The organism is Lysobacter zhanggongensis, assembly GCF_046638635.1.
Lineage (GTDB): Bacteria > Pseudomonadota > Gammaproteobacteria > Xanthomonadales > Xanthomonadaceae > Novilysobacter > Novilysobacter luteus.
Genome location: NZ_JBJXHK010000012.1, coordinates 1 through 17,640, shown reverse-complemented (window position 1 = coordinate 17,640; position 17,640 = coordinate 1). Strand labels below are relative to the sequence as shown.

12 protein-coding genes and 1 pseudogene are annotated in these 17,640 nt (G+C 65.3%); all 13 read right to left on the bottom strand.

Annotated features, from left to right (window positions below; genetic code table 11):
- Positions 1–49 precede the first annotated feature (49 nt).
- Positions 50–1,474, bottom strand: a complete 1,425-nt coding sequence (locus tag ACKVMH_RS03685; RefSeq protein ID WP_412699265.1) for an MBOAT family O-acyltransferase — start codon at positions 1,472–1,474, stop codon at positions 50–52.
- On the bottom strand, positions 1,471–2,610 hold the full coding sequence (locus ACKVMH_RS03680; protein WP_412699264.1) for a hypothetical protein: 1,140 nt from the start codon (positions 2,608–2,610) through the stop codon (positions 1,471–1,473). The genes ACKVMH_RS03685 and ACKVMH_RS03680 overlap by 4 nt, the downstream gene beginning before the upstream one ends.
- Positions 2,607–7,874, bottom strand: coding sequence for a glycosyltransferase family protein (locus tag ACKVMH_RS03675; RefSeq protein WP_412699263.1), 5,268 nt, complete (start codon positions 7,872–7,874; stop codon positions 2,607–2,609). Before ACKVMH_RS03675 ends, ACKVMH_RS03680 begins: the two co-directional genes overlap by 4 nt.
- Before the next feature lie 22 nt (positions 7,875–7,896).
- Positions 7,897–9,153 carry a UDP-N-acetyl-D-mannosamine dehydrogenase gene (wecC, locus tag ACKVMH_RS03670; RefSeq protein WP_412699262.1) on the bottom strand — a complete coding sequence of 419 codons (1,257 nt, stop codon included), beginning with the start codon at positions 9,151–9,153 and terminating at the stop codon, positions 7,897–7,899.
- Positions 9,150–10,460 carry a glycosyltransferase gene (locus ACKVMH_RS03665; protein WP_412699261.1) on the bottom strand — a complete coding sequence of 437 codons (1,311 nt, stop codon included), beginning with the start codon at positions 10,458–10,460 and terminating at the stop codon, positions 9,150–9,152. The genes wecC and ACKVMH_RS03665 overlap by 4 nt, the downstream gene beginning before the upstream one ends.
- Positions 10,457–11,206: an ABC transporter ATP-binding protein gene (locus ACKVMH_RS03660; RefSeq protein WP_412699260.1), complete on the bottom strand. Its 750-nt coding sequence runs from the start codon at positions 11,204–11,206 to the stop codon at positions 10,457–10,459. Before ACKVMH_RS03660 ends, ACKVMH_RS03665 begins: the two co-directional genes overlap by 4 nt.
- A gap of 31 nt (positions 11,207–11,237) precedes the next feature.
- Positions 11,238–12,047 (bottom strand): ABC transporter permease, encoded by an 810-nt coding sequence (locus ACKVMH_RS03655; RefSeq protein ID WP_412699259.1) that lies wholly within the window; start codon positions 12,045–12,047, stop codon positions 11,238–11,240.
- Entirely contained in the window at positions 12,044–13,231 is a 1,188-nt protein-coding gene (locus ACKVMH_RS03650) for a cystathionine gamma-synthase (protein ID WP_412699258.1), read from the bottom strand. The genes ACKVMH_RS03655 and ACKVMH_RS03650 overlap by 4 nt, the downstream gene beginning before the upstream one ends.
- Positions 13,232–13,318: 87 nt before the next feature.
- The gene (locus tag ACKVMH_RS03645; protein WP_412699290.1) at positions 13,319–14,377 is read right to left on the bottom strand and encodes a glycosyltransferase; all 1,059 of its coding nucleotides are present in this window, start codon (positions 14,375–14,377) and stop codon (positions 13,319–13,321) included.
- 343 nt (positions 14,378–14,720) lie between these two features.
- Positions 14,721–16,097, bottom strand: a complete 1,377-nt coding sequence (locus ACKVMH_RS03640; RefSeq protein ID WP_412699257.1) for a pyridoxal-phosphate dependent enzyme — start codon at positions 16,095–16,097, stop codon at positions 14,721–14,723.
- A 174-nt stretch (positions 16,098–16,271) separates the two neighbouring features.
- Positions 16,272–16,490 carry a YdcH family protein gene (locus ACKVMH_RS03635; protein WP_215218819.1) on the bottom strand — a complete coding sequence of 73 codons (219 nt, stop codon included), beginning with the start codon at positions 16,488–16,490 and terminating at the stop codon, positions 16,272–16,274.
- Between the two features lie 374 nt (positions 16,491–16,864).
- Positions 16,865–17,464 carry a hypothetical protein gene (locus ACKVMH_RS03630; protein WP_412699256.1) on the bottom strand — a complete coding sequence of 200 codons (600 nt, stop codon included), beginning with the start codon at positions 17,462–17,464 and terminating at the stop codon, positions 16,865–16,867.
- A pseudogene (locus tag ACKVMH_RS03625) lies at positions 17,461–17,640 on the bottom strand (DUF4398 domain-containing protein); the annotation flags it as partial. The pseudogene ACKVMH_RS03625 and the gene ACKVMH_RS03630, both read right to left, overlap by 4 nt.

The window sequence follows — 17,640 nt, the reverse complement described above, 5'->3', positions numbered from 1 at the left end:
GGAAAGGGGCGGAGAAAGGTTGAAGGGGAAAACAGATGGTGGGCGGACGTCAGAATTGGAAGTAAATGAAGCTACTCACTTCCAGCGGCATCATGAATAGGAGAAACGCCATTACCGCGCCCATCGCACAGGCGGCGACGGTATGGCGCCACGCAGGCAGGCGGTCGGCCAGGCGGCGGCCCGCCGACAGCCCGACCACGAAAGTATCGATGGCGATGGGCGCGATCAGGAGCGCATACGGAATCGCAGCGCGCGTGAGGCCCGTGTCATGCCGCATCTGGAACACGCCGCGCAGGACCTCGGCGGTGTCGCCGAAATCGGCCGCCCTGAAGGGAATCCAGGTCAGGTAAACGAAGAACTGCGTCACCATCCATGCCAGCGCGATGCCGAGCAATGGAGGGACGAGTCCCGCGGGCAGGAAGCGCTGCCGCAGCTTGCTGAATTCCTTGTGCACCGTGAGGGCGCTGCCATGCAGGCCGCCCCAGACGACGAAGTTCCAGCTGGCGCCGTGCCACAGGCCGCCCAGCAGCATGGTTATCATCAGGTTGCGGCTGCGCTTGGCCTCGCCCCCCCGGTTGCCGCCGAGTGGGATGTACAGGTAGTCCCTGAGCCAGCTCGACAGCGAGATGTGCCAGCGCCGCCAGAACTCGGTGATGCTGGCCGACAGGTAGGGGTAGTTGAAGTTGCGCATGAGCCGGTAGCCGAACATGCGCGCGATTCCGATCGCCATGATCGAGTAACCGGCGAAGTCGAAGTAGATCTGCGCGTAGAACCCCAGCGTCGCCATGGCCAGGGTGTGGTTGTCGAATGCCGCCACGTCCGCGTACACGCGATCCACGAACGGGGAGATGTTGTCGGAGAAGATTGCCTTGTAGATGAAGCCGACCAGGAACAGCTTGGCCCCGACCAGGAAGTCGACGCTTTCGAAACGCTTGGGCGCCTGCAGCTGGGGCAGGAAGTCCGCTGCGCGCACGATGGGGCCGGCCACCAGCTGGGGAAAGAAGGAGATGTAGGTAGCGGTGTCGAGCACGCTGCGTTCGGCGTGGATGTCACGGCGCCACACGTCCACCACGTAGCTGATCGCCTGGAACGTATAGAAGCTGATGCCCACCGGAAGGATGATCGAGAGCACGTGCTCCGACGGCGACAGGCCCAGGCTGCCCAGCAGCAACGCGGCGGAGTCGACGAAGAAGTTGAAGTACTTGAATACGGCCAGGATGCCGAGCATCAGCGCGATGGAGATGCCCATGGCCAGCCGCGGCCTGTAGCCACGCTCGATGGCCAGGCCCGCGACGTGGCTGGTGAGGATGGCGACCCACATCAAGGCGAGAAAGCGCCAGTCCCACCACCCGTAGAACACCTGGCTGGCGGCGAGGAGCCAGACGATGCGGGCACGCTGGCCGCGCAGCAGCGCCCAGTACACGCCGTACACCACGACGAAGAACACCAGGAAGATGCCAGAGGTGAAGATCATCCGTTCGTCCCCGCGACCACGTCGCGCATGTATCGGCGGGCGAACCACCGCGTGAACTTCTCCGCGCCCGACACGCGCATGTGCCGCGCGTCGTTCCAGTCGGGCTTGCGCTGCAATCGCTTGAGCAGGGCCGGGTCGCGGTACTCGATGCACGGCAGGTCATCGACCTGCGCGCAGAACTGGTGGACGTACTGCAGGTCGGCCGTCTCGGTGCTGGGCACGGCGAAGAATGCGGCCGAATCGACCAGGTCCCCCAGCATGGCGCGATACCGGGGCAGCCGGATGTCCTGGATCCACGGCATCGCCTCCACCGGCGCTGCCGGCGCGTCGGCCATGGCCCGAGCGGCCGCCAGCACGTCCGCCATGCCACGCCCGTGCGAGTACCCGCGCTTGCTGGTCTTGAGCGGCTGGTAGCCACGCGCCGGCTTGACGCTGGCAAGCTGCTCGCCGCGGCGCGCCATTCCGATGCCCATGGCATTGACCGCGGCGTGCTCGACGGCCGGCGGCAGCAGCGACGCTATCGATTCAGGCGCCGTCGCGCCGAGCGACCCCACCGCGCGGAGCCCGTCCCAGGTGTTGCCCGGGGTCATGTACGCGTAGGTGCGCCAGGTCCGCAGGTTGCGGACGAAACCGTTGAGCGGCGCGACGTCGTATCCGCGCTGGATCTCCAGCAGCAGCGTCAGGTCCTTGCCGGCCAGGGCCGTCCGGTCCGCTGGCTCCAGCTGGTCCAGCGCGATGCCGAGCAACCAGGAACGTTCGAAGTGGTTGGCGCCGTCCAGGCTCATCTGCACGACCGAAGTCTTGGTGCCGCTGCCACGCGTCAGCAGTCGGCCGAGCATGGCTCCATCCAGGCCGCGCGCGGTATAGCTGCTCCCCTCGACCAGGATGATCCGCCGGACATCGGGATCGCGGGCCGCGTCCGTGAGGTCGATGCCGACCTGCTTGGCAAGGCGCAACGCCCGGCTGCCGGGGTAATAGCCCGTGGCCGATGCGCCAAGCCCGAGGGCGACGACAGCCACCAGTCCGCCCAGGAGCAGGCCCGGCACGAGCAACCGGTTCGTCCGCCCGCCCTCGACGCGGATCGTCGCCAGCAGCAGCAACGCGGCGATGGTCGCCGCAAGCATCCACAGGCTCATCGGACAGCCCCGTCGGTCGCGGTCGCGTTCGCGTCCGCGCTCTCGCCCATGGCACGTGCCAACGGCGCTACGTATTGCTCGCGTACGGCCTGGAACGTGTACCGCGACGCGACGGCGATGAGCTCGGCGCGCAGCGACGCCAACCGCCCCGGATCGCGCAGCATCGCAGCGATGACGCGGCCCGCTTCTTCCCCATCGCGTGCGTATAGCGGGTAGTCCTCACCCAGCACCCCGACGTTGACCTCGTTGGGGAACACGATCGTCGGCAGGCCACAGGCGGCGTACTCCAGCACCTTGGTCGACAGCTCATGGGTCCCGCATTCGAGTTCGGCATGTCGCCACGCCCAGCCGATGTCGAAACCTGGCAGTTCCGCATACAGGTGCTCACGGCTGACCTGGCGGTGCCAGACCAACCCGGGGGTGGACTCAAGCCGTTCGGCGACCTCCGGACGGAACTCCAGGTCATCGGGCACGTGGTGGATCTTGTCGCCGAACACGTGCAGTTCGATGCCCGGGCGGGCGTCCTTCAGCTGCTCGAAGGCACCGAACATCTCGCGGATGCCCCACAGCGGCGCGAACTTGCCGGCATAGACCACGCGCGCGGGACCTTCCGCACGGGGTGCGCCCGCGGCGGCCGACGGCGGGGGAATCATCGGCGGCAGCAATGCGGTCCGTCCGGTGGCCTCGGGGAAGCAGTCGAGCAGGTGGGCCTCGAACTGCGGGGTCTGGCACAGGACGCGGCCGGCATGCGCGATGATCCGCGTGATCCGATCGCGTGACTGCTCGTCAAGCGCCTCGCGTGTCTGCGGCAGGTCCGTGATGTACACCCACAGGCGACCTTCGAAGGCCTCGTGCCGCGTTGCCGCGGAACACAGGTCGAAACCCCGCAGCACGATCGCGTCGAACCGGTCGGCGCGGTCGTGTTCTGCGATCGACTCCAGCGCCGCGTCGACGCCCATGACCGGCGTTTCCACGGTGTCGGGCTCGACGAGCCGCACGTTGTCCAGCGAAAGCAGCGGCTCGATGATGTGCAGCGCGGTGACCGGCGCCTTCAGGAAGAGGGTCACCTCGGCATGGTCGAGGCCCGCCAGCACCTGCACGAGCGACGCGGCCCAGACGGCCGAGCCATCCGTGATGTTGAGGTTGAGGTCGCCGTACACCGCGAACCTGCGACGCTCGGCGCGCCGCGCCCGGGTGGAGAGCGGGCTGGGGCTGGACTGCCCGCGCTCGATCAATGCGATTTCGCGTTCGATCGTTGCCTCGAACCCCGATTGCGCGCGCACGCGTGCGGCCGCGGCCCGCGAGCGCGAAAGGAACAGCTCGGGCTCGTGGTACATCCGGCGCACGCCTTCGGCCAGCACCCGCCAGTCCTCCGGGGGTGCGAGCACGCCTTCGGCGTCATCGACGAACTCCGGAATGGCGGCCACCGCGTTGGTCAGCGGCACCAGGCCGGACGCCATCGCCTCATCCCGCGAAACGCCCTGGCTGTCCATGCGGCTGGGCACCAGGAACAGGCCGAAGTCCTTGTGGAGTTCCGCGATCTGCTGCTGGGTCAGGAAGCCGCGGCGGATCTCGACGTTGGCGAACCCGCGAAGCGGCTCCAACGTCTCGTCGAACAACTCGCCGTCGCCGATGAACAGGAACTCCAGTTCGTTGAAGATCGGGTCGTTCGCCAGGTCCAGCACCGCGCGCACCGCCAGGTCGTTGGCGTAGACGGGCGAGTTGTACGGCCGGATCGACAGGATCCGGGTCCGTTGGCCGGCGTCCTTTTCCCGGTAATCGAACACGTCCGGGTCGATGAAGTTGTGGATGATGCTGTACTGCCACGGCGCCAGGTCGATCCCGACATCGGCCATCGCCTGCCGCGCCAGGTACTCCGACACGAACACCAGGTGGATGTTGGGGTGGCGCATGCCGAAGATGTGGCGCCACATCGCCAGCCGCGTGGCCGTGGCACGTACCGCGCGGTCGCGCGTAGGCCCCTTGGGGTAGTTGAATGCACGCCGGTACCACGGCTGGATCTCGGCGCCATGGACCCAGATGTTCATGCGCACGCGGCCGACCAGGTCCTCCAGCTGGGCCCACATTTCCGGGTACAGCGGGTGGATGTCGATCGATTCGAACTCGTTGTCGTGCACCAGTCCGGCCAGGTGCTCGCCACCCCCGGCGATCACGTCGACGCCCTGGAACTCCTCGAACGACAGCTGGCCCGGGTTCCACCGGAACACCGCGTGCTCCAGGCCGTTGGCCCGGTACGCCTTCACCCGGCGGTGGATGAAGCTGTAGTGGTAGAGGCGTTGCCGGCTGGGATAGCCCTTCGCCAGCAGCAGGCGGGGCGCCTGCTCGATGACGATGCGTCCCTGCGACCGCTCGCGCCGCGCGCCCACCGTCAGGCGGGACAGGTCCAGGCTCCCGGAGCCGGCGATCCGGATGCCCAGGCGGATCCATTCGCAGCCCTCCGGCACGGTGATGCGCTGCGGTGCATTGAACGCCGCCTGGATGGAGCCGATCCGGTGCTTCTCGCCATCCAGGAAGATCACCACCAGCTTGGCCGACACCTTGCCGCGGCCCGACAGCTGGAAACGCAGCTTGCGTCCGGGCGCGATCGAAGAGACGCGCAGGGGTTCCACGCCGTAGACGTAGCTCCACTTGCCTTCCGCCAGCGCCGAGGTGATCGAAACCCCCGACCCGTGGCGCACCTGGATGTCGCCGTGGGCATGGCTCGCCTTGGGGAACAGCTCGGCCAGTCCGGGGATCGGCAGGTTGTCGGCCGTTGAGACCGCCCCGCGCGCGACGTGGCGCTCCACCGCCTCCTCGACCGTGCGCAGCGGGAGGCCCGGGTCCTCGGGCATGCGCGCATCGACGTCTTCAAGGACCGTGCCCGCTCCGTGCTCGCAATAGCCGAACGAGTCGACGGCGAAGCAGCTCCCGCCTTCGAACTGGCCACCTTCGACATGGGCGGCGAGCGCGGCAAGGGAGCCGTGTGGCAATGCACGCAGCGGAACCAGCGCGCGGCGCAAGTGCAGCCGATCGACCTGCGCGAACCGCTGGCCGTCGACAAGGGCGGCCGTGCCGCCTTCGGCGCGCCAGTGGGCGTCCTTGCCGACGCTCGCCCGTCCCGTGTAGCGCAGGGCGTTGACCAGGTCGCCCAGGTAATCGGGGCCGTAGTAGTCATCGGGGCTGAAGCACGCCACGAGCTTGGCGCCGATGGCATCGAACAGGGCCAGCTCGCGCGCCTCGCGATGCGAGTGGACGACCACACCGGGCATCCGCGGGGCGATACCCGGCCGGTAGCCGTCCATGAACACCAGGTGCAGTTCGCGGGCGGTGTAGCGCTGGCGACGGAAGGCGTCCAGTACCGCTTCGTGCTGGCTGCCAGAGCGCACCGCCGCGACCACCGCCACCTTCGGGACGTCCACGCCGTAGGGCCGCCCGAAGACGCGCCCGAGCAATGATGCCAACCGGTGCTCCACCGTGTGCTCGCCCAGCACCTTGCGCAGGGCGGCGACCCGCGTGGCCTCCACGCGGCCGGGGCTGGCGTGCAGCTGCTCCCACTGGCGGCGCAGCTCCACAGGGTCGTCGGCGCACACCACCAGGTCGCCGAACAGTAGGCGCACCGCCCGGGAATAGTTGCTGACCACGATGGTGCCCGACGCCATCAGGTCGAACAGGCGGCGGGCGATCATCGTCTGCGAATCCGGCGCGCTGTTCAGCGTGATGCCGTACCGGTAGCCCTTGTAGGCAACGTCGATGGCATTGAACGGCAGGCTGCCGACGACGCGCTCGCGCAGGCCATCGGGGAAGCCGCTGCCCGCGCTACTGTCACGGTCATAGATGTCGACGGGGACGTAGCCACCCACCACGTCGCACAGCGTCTGCAGCGACTCGTTGCGGCGCGGGTACTGCGGGTACCAGGAGCCGGCGAAACTGCAGGCATTGCGCCGGGCACCGGAAGTGACCGGATTGCGGCGAAGCGGGTCGACGCCGAACGGGAGCAGGAACACGCGGTCATGGCCCAGCGCAGTGCGGTAGCTCTGGATGCAGTCCACGTCCGTGGTCGCAACGTGGTCGAACAGCGCGGCGGTGCGGAAGAAGTGGTCGTAATGGACCGGGTCCTCCTTGTTCCAGAACACGGTGGGGATCCCTTCAGCCCTGCAGAACTGCAGGACGGAGCGAAGCTCGGGGCTCGCCGACTCGACGTGCCCGGTCCATACGCCCTGGTTCGCCTTCCACGCCGATTCCACCAGCAGAACATGGGGCTTGAATTCTTCCAGGTCCGCGCGCCAGCGCTTCCGGGAAAGGGCAAGCATGTGGCAGTGCGACTGGAAATCGGCCCGCGTGAACTCGTCGGCGATGATCACGATCCTCGCCTCGCGCACAGCCGTCGGGCCGACTTGGCGCAACGCCTGAGACCGTGGCGCGACCGCACCCACCGCCGCCACGGCGTCCCGGGCGGGCAAGGATGCGCGCTTGCGGGCGTCATCCAACGCCACCTGCCAATCCAGTGGTAGCGGAACGCCCAGCACGTCGTTGGGCACGCGAGCCGTACCGCGCCGGCGCGCGCCGATGCGGTCCATCGCCTCACGCACCAGGCGCACGGATGCACGGAGGTGCCGGGTAACGCGCCAAGGCTTGCGGACAACGTTGGTGGCCAGGTAGCCGATCTGGAACGGGAGCGACCGCGAAATGCCCTCGATGGCCGCGGCGCTCTGGCGCGCGGCAGCGACGTGCTGCTGGGGCGTGCCGAACATGCGCTCGCCCAACTCGATGCGCCGATGGAGCTCCTTCAACTCATCGGCCACGCCACGGCTTCGCGCCACTGCTTCCGACCCGCGTGCGTCGCTGGCCTGCAGGCGGCCCAACGCGTCGTCAAGCAGCTCCAGCGCGTGGTCACGCGCCAAGCAGGCTGCATCCTTCGCCTCCCGCTCCTGTTCGAGCACTTCCTCGAACTTCGCCACCGAGGACACCATCTCGGACCGCGCACGCTTTTCCAGCCCGACCAGTTCTGCCACCAGCCGGTGCGCCAAGGCCAGCAGCGTTTCCTCTGCCTCTTCCGCCGTACCCGGGAACGGCAGCCGCGCTAACAGCTGGTTGAGCTCACCTGCCAAGGCGTCGATCCGTGCCAGCGTCGTTCGCTGGAGCCTGCGGCCACCGTGCGCGGCGGCGTCGAACGCCCTCACCTGCCGCGACAGCCTGTCCAGCTCAAGTTGCAGGAACGTCGCCACGGCATGGAGATCGCTGGGCTTGAAATGTGCTTCGGTCATCGAACTGCGCCCCCAGCGCCGATCAGCGGCCGATGCCGACGACGTCCACGATCACCTTGTCGGTGGACAGCGACATCGCCCGGAAGCGACCGTGCGCCACGAGAATAGCAATGATGTCAGCGCTGTCCTGGGCCACCTCGGGGGCCTCGAATCGCAGCAGTCGGGCGGCCTCGCCATCCTGGCGCGCAAGCACTTCGGCGTAGGGGTCGACCGCCACGACGCGCCCCGGGTGGCGTCGGGTCAGTTCTTTGGCGATGTCGAGCGCGGGGCTCTCGCGGAAGTCATCGACATCGGCCTTGTAGCTCAGGCCGAAGCACGCCAATACCGCCTGGGTGTCCTCACGCAGCATGGCGTCTAGCTTGTCGACCACCGCGGCGGTCTTCGCGGTATTCACTTCCCGGGCTGTGCGGATCAGGCGGGACTGCGCCGGCGCACTGGAGACAATGAACCACGGGTCGACCGCGATGCAGTGCCCGCCCACCCCCGCACCGGGCGACAGGATGGAAACGCGGGGGTGGCGATTGGCTAGGCGGATGACCTCCCAAGCATCGATCCCCAACGTCTCGCAGATCATCGAGAGCTCGTTGGCGAAAGCGATGTTGGTATCGCGGAAGGCGTTTTCCGTGAGCTTGACCATCTCCGCCGTGCGCGCATCGCTCTCAATGCACGCGCCTTGCACGAATCGCTTGTAGAGCGCGGTGGCCGCGGCGGACGCCGCCGGCGACATGCCGCCGATGATTCGATCGTTGCTTGCCAGTTCCTCCAGCATCTTCCCCGGGATGATCCGCTCGGGGCAGTAGGCGAGGTGCACCTCACCGGGACGCTCGCCATCGCCGAAGTCCAAATCCGGGCGGGCGTCGCGCAGGATCTCGCGCACCCGTTCGGTGGTACCAACCGGCGACGTGGATTCCAACATCACCAGGTTGCCAGAGGCAATCACGGGCGCCAGCCCACGGGCGGCCGCCTCGACATAGCTGATGTCCGGCGCGTGCGTGTGATGGTCGACTGGCGTGGGCACGGCGATGATGAATGCATCGCAGGCTTCCGCGGTGGCGACCGCACGCAGTCGGCCTTGAGCGACAACGGTCGCGACGAGCTCATCCAGATCTCCCTCTTCGATGTGCGCCGAACCCGCATTGACCGCATCCCGCACCCCAGGGTCTACATCCACGCCCAAGACCTCCAGTCCAGAGGCGGCGAACATGGCCGCCGTGGGAAGTCCGATGTAGCCGAGCCCAATGATTCCCAGGGTACGGATCTCGTTGTGGTCCATCGTCATGCCTGAATTTGCCTCGTTTGTCGTTCAACAGCTTCGGACAAAGCATCGGACAGTTGCTCTCCGATCATTGGCCACGAAAATTCGCCCACGGACCTACTTGAAAGGTCCAATCCAGCGTGAAGGGACCCGCGGCGCCACAATGCGCCGAGTTCGAGCAACTTCGCGCGGATGGGGTCTGCGGCATTCTCCACGGTCCAGCCGCGGCGGAACACCCGCACCAAGTCGGTCGACTCGTCCGGCTCACAAGCGGACAGGTGGAGCACCGGCCGACCGGATCCGAAATACTCGAACAGCTTCCCCGGCACTTGCAGCGGCATAGTATTGCCAATATTTACGAGGATGTCCGCACCGCGTTGCCATTGCCGCACGACGTCTCTAGGAACAGGTGGCACCAGTCGCAGACGGCTCCCGAGACGCTCGACATGCGGCTCAACCCGCTGCGCCTGCGGGGACAGCACGGTGAGGCGGACGCCATCGAGAGTGGCCAGCGCCTCAAGCAGCGGCTCCACGGATCGAAAGCTATATAGCTGTCCTGTGTAAAGCAGTTCAAGCGTGCCACCACCGAAATAGGACCGCGTTGGGGCGACGTCGGCGGCAGGCGGGAAGCCCTGTCTCAGCACGATGCACCGGGACTGCTCTAAGCCATACTCTGTGTGAAGCCGGTCCGCATAGGTTTGGGCGGTAACCGCCACCAGACTGCACCGTTCACAGACCAATCGCTCTAGGCGCCGTGCGCGCCTATGCCAGCGCGCGGGCAGGTAGTCAGCCACGATGGGGTCGCCGAGGTCGGCCACCCAAGGGATTCCAGCTTCCTGCGCGAAGCACCCCAACTCCAAGACGCTCGCCGGCTCGTGGGAAGTGATCACCACGTCTGGGCGACAAGTGGCAATCAAGTCTTTCAGTGCCGGCCCGGCAGTGAGGTTCCAGTTTGCCCTGACGTCCGGGAAACTAGCCCATGCCTGCATCCATCCCCAAACCGCGACGATCCGCCCCTTCCAGTTCAACCCATGGAACCCGCGCGGGACAACAACGGCGCCGCCAGTCCGATTTTTTCCCACTATGTTGCGCACCCACCAAAGCAGCCGGCTCCCAGTTACTGCCGAGGTGCGTACTACATCAACACTCGTGCCGTGGGCGCGGCGCAATTCGCCGACTGACGCGGCGCCAACTAACATAGTCGATTCTGAAGCCGAGAGTACGGTGACGCGATGCCCCAAGGCGGCCAACTGATGCGAAAGCTCGTGCCACCGCACCGCTTGGGGCGAACGCGAGGGGGGGAATTCGTAGGCGACGATGAGAATATTCACTTGCTGCTAGTCGACGCGACTGCATCAGGACTACGCGAATCCATCAAGCTACGGTATTCAGCGATAACTTCCGAAGTCGCGCCTACCGCCTTGATCTCACCAGCATGTAACAGGATCGCCCGATTGCAGAGGCGACGTACCAACTTTAGGTTATGTGAGGCAACTACTACGATTCGACTGCCGTCTACCCGACTCTGAAGGCGATCCCGCGCCTTCTTAAGAAACTCTGCGTCACCGGTGCCGATCCATTCGTCAAGGAGCATGATGTCGTGCTGCACCGAAGTGGAAATGGCAAATCCCAGTCGCATCCTTTGCCCTGCAGATAGCGTGCGAAGGCGGTCTACTGCCTTCTCCGCCACTCCAGCGAAATCGAGAATTGATCCGATATGAGGCTGAATGGCACCGATCTGCATTCCCATTGCCGTTGCCCGCAAGTAGATGTTTTCGAGCACCGTCGCATCGGCGTTGAAACCCAGCGAGATATTCATCAACGCTTGCCGACTGCCCTCGATCTCCAACGACCCTTCTGTTGGGCGGTAAGCTCCCGTCAACAGATGGAGCAGGGTTGACTTCCCCGAGCCATTCAAACCAAGCAGTGCAACGCGGTCACCTTCGTCGATACGGAAGGACACGTTGCGAACAATCGTCGCAAACTCCCGCTCTGGCCGCCGCAGTGCCGCTTTCGCAATCGTGGCTATCCACCCTTCGGACAGCTCGGAACGTTGCCGGAAAACGGGTAGCGTCAACGTCATTCCATTTGCGCGAATCGAGGCCATATTAGAGCCACACCGCTATGAATCGCGAATAGCGGCGGTACACATATGCTGCCAGCACGCACCCCCCCACGGTGAGTCCAATGATTACCCAGTACGTGAGTTGTTCTATCGGCTCGCCCAAGACCGGAGCGCGCACGAACTCAATTAGATGAAATGCTGGATTGAGCCGCGCCACAAAACCTCGCCAAGTGTCCGCGGGGGTCAATGAGGCCTGCCAAATGATGGGCGTCAATAGGAAGCCAAAGATAAAAACGGTCGTGGACAACTCGTGGAGATCAGGGAAACGCGCCCCGAGGACCGCCACCACCACTCCCAGCCATAGTACGTTAAGTATAAAAATGGGCAGCGTCACCAAGAGTGACATCACGCCAAGCAACGTAGGGGTGACGAGCGCCACCAAGGGCACCAGAATTACCGCAGTGATAATGAAATAGAACGCCGATTTGGCAAATATACGCAAAACGTAATCGGTGTATCGGATGCGGCCATCCATGATGAACGCGCGGTGCGTAGCCATTGTCGTGGACGCACCCGTGATGACCTGGGTGATCATTTTCCATAGGATATATCCCAACCCGAGATGCACCATAAATGGAAGGGACTCACGACCAAATAGAAGGGAATAGAAGTATCCGATGCCAAAAACGTAGCAGACCGGGGGAAGAAATATCCAGACCAGCCCGAGAGCCGATCGACGGTATTTTGTGACCAGGTCCAGCCAAGAAGAAAAGCCCCAAAAATCAGGATGCCGCACGCTGGCAAGAAGATCGGCGGCAAAGCTTTGCCCATTTGCTGAGGCCGCATTGCTCATCGCGCGTCCAGTCCTGAAAGTGCCTGGCTGAGATCCAGCCGGAGGTCTTCAACATTCTCGACGCCCACACTTAGCCTTACCAAAGCGTCCGATAAACCCAATTTCTCCCGACGTTCGACGGGCACCGAAGCATGAGTCATAATGGTCGGGTGGTTCACCAAACTCTCTACGCCACCAAGCGATTCAGCTAGAGTGAATAGCCTCGTGCGTTCACAAAATCGCGTCGCCGCTTCCAGGCCGCCCTTGAGCACGATCGACACCATGCCGCCGAAGCCCCCCATCTGGCGCTTGGCCAGCTCATGTTGTGGATGTGACTCAAGGCCGGGGTAGATCACCTTTTCGATCGCTGGGTGCCTCTGCAGCCACTCTGCAAGCGCGTGGGCGTTCTCGCAATGGGCGCGCATTCGCAAGTGCAAGGTCTTCAAACCACGCAGAGCGAGGAAACTATCGAAAGGTCCTTGCACTGCACCCGTCGAGTTCTGTAGAAAGGCCAACTGATCAGCCAGCTCTTCGTTTTCGCCGATGACCACCATGCCCCCGACCATGTCAGAGTGACCATTGAGGTACTTGGTCGCTGAATGCATGACAATATCAGCTCCATGTTCGAGCGGACGCTGCAGTATCGGCGAACAGAAAGTATTGTCCGTCACGACAATTAGCCCGTGACGATGAGAAATGCGGCTCACCTTGGCGATGTCCACCAACTTGAGCATTGGATTGGTGGGTGTTTCGATCCAAACCAGTTTCGTTTCAGGCCGGATTGCCGCCTCAAAGGCTGAAAGGTCGTTCAAGTCGACCCAGCTGAAGTCGAGGTTGGCTGTGCGCCGACGGACCCGTTCAAACAGCCGATAGGTGCCGCCGTACACATCGTCCATGGCGATAACGTGGCTGCCTGCATCCAGCAACTCAAGCAGGGCCGAGGTCGCGGCCATACCAGACGCGAAAGCGAAACCGCGGGTACCCCCCTCCAAGCCGGCCACGCACCTTTCGTACGCGAAACGAGTCGGATTGTGGGTCCGAGAGTACTCGAAGCCTTGGTGCTCGCCCGGACTCGATTGGGCATACGTGGACGTCGCGTAGATCGGCGGCATCACTGCACCAGTAGAGGGGTCCGGCGCCTGTCCGGCATGGATGGCCAGGGTGCCCAGACCCGGACGAGGGTTCTTTTCATCAGCGTGCTGCATGTCTCTCCTGTGTGGCCATGGACTGGCCTTCAATGCGAGGCGAACCGAGTATGGTAACAGGGGTGCACGCGCTCTCCGGGTGAACTCTCATCCAGCCGCCGCTTGTGTCAGAGCGGCCTGAGCGCGAGCAGCGGAGGCCGTCCAACTCCACGCCCGCACCGCTTCCGGCCCGAGGTCGAAGCCCTGATCCAGCACCCCGCGTGCCCGGGCCTCGAGCAGGTATGCGAGCTCGGCCGCGATCGCCCCACGTGACGCGGCGCATGTCCGGCCCCGGCGTAACCGGTGGAGCAGCGCCCCCGTCGCATCCATCTCTTGCCCGGCCAGCAAATGCAGTACAGGCCTGCCTGCCCCCAGATACTCGTAGAATTTGCCTGGAACCTGACTCGACTCACGGTTTGCAATGTTGATCAGTACGTCTACCTGACACTGCAGAGCGAGCAAGCGCTGGTGCGGGACCCGACCGAGCAAGCGCACTTGCGCACTATTGTTCCGGGCAATCTTAGCGAGCCATGCGGGAACGGAGCCCGAGGCAACGTGGAGGCGGACACCCGGCACGGTCAACACCGCTTCCACCAACGCACGCGGGTCCCGGAAGCTGTAGAAGCTACCTCCGTAGAGCAACTCCAGCGGGCCATCCAACGCGCGTGCGCAAGGACGCGCTGGAACAAACCCTTCTTCGAAGCCTTGTGTCACTACTGTCACTGGGGTTGAACAGGCATGCCGGCGTTCCAGCAGCTCCCGCGCCTGTTCTGCGGTTACCAGAACGTGGTCCGCCTCGCGCATCACCGTGCTTTCAAGGATGGCGGCTGTGCGGCGCCACCTCGCGGGAGTGTAAGCGGCAAGCACGGGATCCCCCAGGTCCGCGACCCAGCGAAAGCCCCGGCGTTTGGCCTCCAGTCCTAACCGCAGTGTAGTGGCGGGCTCGTGGGATGAAACCACCACATCTGGCTTCAGTTCATCGAGCAACTGGTGGAGCGCCTCTCGCGCCGGCCGCGCCCACTCAGCACGGAGGTCCGGAAACAGGCACCACGAGACAAGAGACTGGAACGACTCCAGGATGCGACCCTTCCAGTTCAGGCGAGGGGGCTCGGCGGCGGATGACGCACTCAAGTGGTCCGAGGGCCCATCTGCGTTCGCCGACAACATGCTCAAGAACATTGATGATGAATGGTCGGTGGTGCGACTGGGCGGGCGCCGAAGCGCAAGCCACCCGAGCAGCCCCCGCACCGGACCCGGGCAAGTACGATGGACATGTACGCTTGGGCTAAGGGCGGGCAGGCCTTCGATAGTCCTGCCAATGTCCGGCGCGAGGATATGCACCTCGTGGCCGAAGGCCGCAAGACGCCCTGTCAGATAGGCCCAGCGCAAGGATTGGGGCGAGGGGCTGGGCGGGAATTCATACGCGATCAGCAGAATCCTGAGCTTCTTCGCGCGACTGCTGCCGCTCCTAAAGGCCCCGGGGGGCGTTGTCGTCATGGCGGGGACTCCGCTACTCCACCCGCCGCCTCAAATAGTTCAGCAGGTCGATCCGCGTGATCAGCCCGAGGAACTTCTCCCCGTCGGCGATGATCGCCACGTGGCCGCGGTCGAACACCGGCAGCAGCGACTCTATCGGCTGGCCGACGTCGATCTTGTCGAGCTTGCTGACCATCGCGGTCGAGACCGGGTCGCGGAACCGGGCTTCGTCGCCGTAGACGTGCAGCAGAACGTCGGACTCGTCGACGATGCCGACCAGCTGGTCGCCTTCCATCACCGGCAGCTGGCTGACGTCGTACAGCTTCATGCGCTGGTAGGCGGTGACCAGCAGGTCCTTCGGGCCGACCACGACGGTGTCGCGCTGGGAGAACGGGCGCAGGATCAAGTCGCGCAGGTCGCCGTGCTGCTCGCGCTCGATGAAGCCGTTGTCGAGCATCCAGTAGTCGTTGTACATCTTCGACAGGTACTTGTTGCCGGTGTCGCAGACCAGCACCAGGACCTTCTTCGGCTCGGTCTGTTCGCGGCAGTAGCGCAGCGCGGCGGCGAGCTGGGTGCCGGTGGAGGAGCCGCCGAGGATGCCCTCTTTCTCCAGCAACTCGCGGGCGGTCAGGAAGCTCTCCTTGTCGGAGATGGCGTAGGCCTTCTTGACCCGGCTGAAGTCGGAGATGGACGGGAGGAAGTCCTCGCCGATGCCCTCGACCATCCAGCTGGCGGACTTCTCGACCAGCTCGCCGCGGTTGATGTAGTCCTCGAGGATCGAGCCGACCGGGTCGGCCAGGATCAGTTCGGTGTGCGGCGAGTGGATGGCGAAGTGGCGCGACAGGCCGGTCATGGTGCCGGAACTGCCGCAGCCGAAGACGATCGCGTCCAGGCCGCCGACCTCGGCCATCTGGGCGAGGATCTCCGGGCCGGTGCCGTGCTCGTGCGCGGCCGGGTTGTCGGGGTTGCCGAACTGGTTGATGAAGTACGCGCCCGGGGTCTCGCGAGCGAGCCGCTCGGCGAGGTCCTGGTAGTAGTCGGGGTGGCCCTTGGCAACGTCGGAGCGGGTCAGCACCACCTGCGCGCCCATCGCCTTGAGGTTGAAGATCTTCTCCCGGCTCATCTTGTCCGGGACGACGAGCACGAGTTTGTAGCCCTTCTGCTGGGCGACCAGTGCGAGGCCCAGGCCGGTGTTGCCGGCGGTGCCCTCCACCAGGGTGTCGCCGGGCTTGATGTCGCCGCGCGCCTCGGCCGCCTCGATCATCTTCAGGCCGATCCGGTCCTTGATCGAGCCGCCGGGGTTCTGCGATTCAAGCTTGAAGTACAGCTCGCAGGGGCCGGTGTCGAGGTGCTGGGCCTTCACGACCGGCGTGTTGCCGATCAGGTCGAGGACGGAGGCATGGATGGGCATTCGGACGGGACGCGCTGGCGCCGGCAAACCGCGGCAGTCCGGAGATTCTACGGGATGGCAGGTGCGCACCGGGCAGCTGGGCGCGCCGTGCGCCGCGGATGCCGGTGGGTGATGAGGCCCCCAAGGGCGGGCGGTGGTGGCCGACGAGGAGGCCACCACCGCCCGCGGCGAACCTCAGTGGTGCTGCGTGTCGTACATACGGACCAGGCGGTCCTTGGCGGCCAGTTTTTCGCGCTTCATGCGCGCCAGCGTGGTGTCGTCGATCGGCAGCACGCCCAGCTCGGCGTCCATGACCTTCTTGTCGAGTCGCTGATGGTGCTGGTAAAGCTGCTTGAACTCGGGGTTTGCCTTGATCAGCGCTTCGATTTCCGGCTGCGGTTGTTCTTCGAACATGAAAGCCTCCTTCAGCACGAATGCAAACGCCCCGACCGGACGGTCGAGGCGTTGCGGGGTGATTCATGCGGTGCCAGGGGACGGACCGTGTCAGGGCGGATCACTCCGGCCCCACCCGCCCCCGGCAGGTCGGTCACCGGTTCGGTGGCGGAATCCTGCTCGGCTGCGTCTCGCGAAACGGGTGTCTGCATGTCGGCCTGGCTCTTCGCCAAGCGGAAATGTCCGCCTGGTAAACCGACCCTACTCCCGGATTCGGGGGGCGGCAAGGGCCGGATCGGCCGGTTCGTGACGGGCGCCGCATTCATCCGCAGCCAAGCGTTGCGCAGCGAGGGTCATCTCCCTAACTCACTGATGAATAACGCGTTTTTTACAACTCAATCGTCCGAGGCTTCTTCGGCCTGGCGCAGCAGTTCGGCTTCCTGGCGGGCCAGTTCGGCTTCGCGGGCCCGCGCGGCCTTGAGGCGCGCCGCCTCGGCGCCACCGATGTCCTTGAGGGCTGATTCGATGTCCTCCATGGCCTCGGCGCTATTGGTGGCCTGCGCGCGCAAGCGGGCGGCCTCTTCGGCCTGGATCCGGGCCTGGATCCGCAGGCGTTCGGCCTCGGCGCGTGCCTCGGCGGCGTCGCGCCGGCTGGCCTCGACGATCAGTTCGCTGCGGGTGCGCTCGAGACGGTCGATCTGGCGGTGCATCGCCTCGGTGCGTGCAGCGACCTCGGCCACCTGCACGCGACGCTCGGCCACGTAGCGGGCCACGTCGTACTGGCTGCTGCGTGCGTCGGCCAGCGTTTCCAGTGCCTGCCGGGCCTGCAGCCGCTCATACGCGGCGAGGGTCGCGGTGTCGGGGTTGGCATCCAGCGCAACCAGTTGCTGGTTGAGCTGCGCCACTACCGCATCGGACTCCTGGGCATGCGCCGGCACAGCCAGCAACACGGCCACCAGCGCCGCGGCGGGGAGGATCTTCGGCATGCGGTTCATCGACCACCTCCCAGGCGGCGCTGCAGTTGGTCCACCTCGGCCTTGCGCTGGGCCAGCTCGGCTTCCGCGAGTGCCTGGCGGCTCAGCGCGTGGGCCAGGTCGGCGTCGGCGTGGGCGGCCGCGGCCAGTCGGCGGGCGTCGTCGTGGCGGCCTTCGGCCATCGCCGCCTGGGCGCG

Coding starts and splice junctions, on each gene's coding strand:
- ACKVMH_RS03685 (WP_412699265.1), bottom strand. CDS start 1,474: ATGATCTTCACCTCTGGCATCTTCCTGGTGTTCTTCGTCGTGGTGTAC.
- ACKVMH_RS03680 (WP_412699264.1), bottom strand. CDS start 2,610: ATGAGCCTGTGGATGCTTGCGGCGACCATCGCCGCGTTGCTGCTGCTG.
- ACKVMH_RS03675 (WP_412699263.1), bottom strand. CDS start 7,874: ATGACCGAAGCACATTTCAAGCCCAGCGATCTCCATGCCGTGGCGACG.
- wecC (WP_412699262.1), bottom strand. CDS start 9,153: ATGACGATGGACCACAACGAGATCCGTACCCTGGGAATCATTGGGCTC.
- ACKVMH_RS03655 (WP_412699259.1), bottom strand. CDS start 12,047: ATGAGCAATGCGGCCTCAGCAAATGGGCAAAGCTTTGCCGCCGATCTT.
- ACKVMH_RS03650 (WP_412699258.1), bottom strand. CDS start 13,231: ATGCAGCACGCTGATGAAAAGAACCCTCGTCCGGGTCTGGGCACCCTG.
- ACKVMH_RS03645 (WP_412699290.1), bottom strand. CDS start 14,377: ATGTTGTCGGCGAACGCAGATGGGCCCTCGGACCACTTGAGTGCGTCA.
- ACKVMH_RS03640 (WP_412699257.1), bottom strand. CDS start 16,097: ATGCCCATCCATGCCTCCGTCCTCGACCTGATCGGCAACACGCCGGTC.
- ACKVMH_RS03635 (WP_215218819.1), bottom strand. CDS start 16,490: ATGTTCGAAGAACAACCGCAGCCGGAAATCGAAGCGCTGATCAAGGCA.
- ACKVMH_RS03630 (WP_412699256.1), bottom strand. CDS start 17,464: ATGAACCGCATGCCGAAGATCCTCCCCGCCGCGGCGCTGGTGGCCGTG.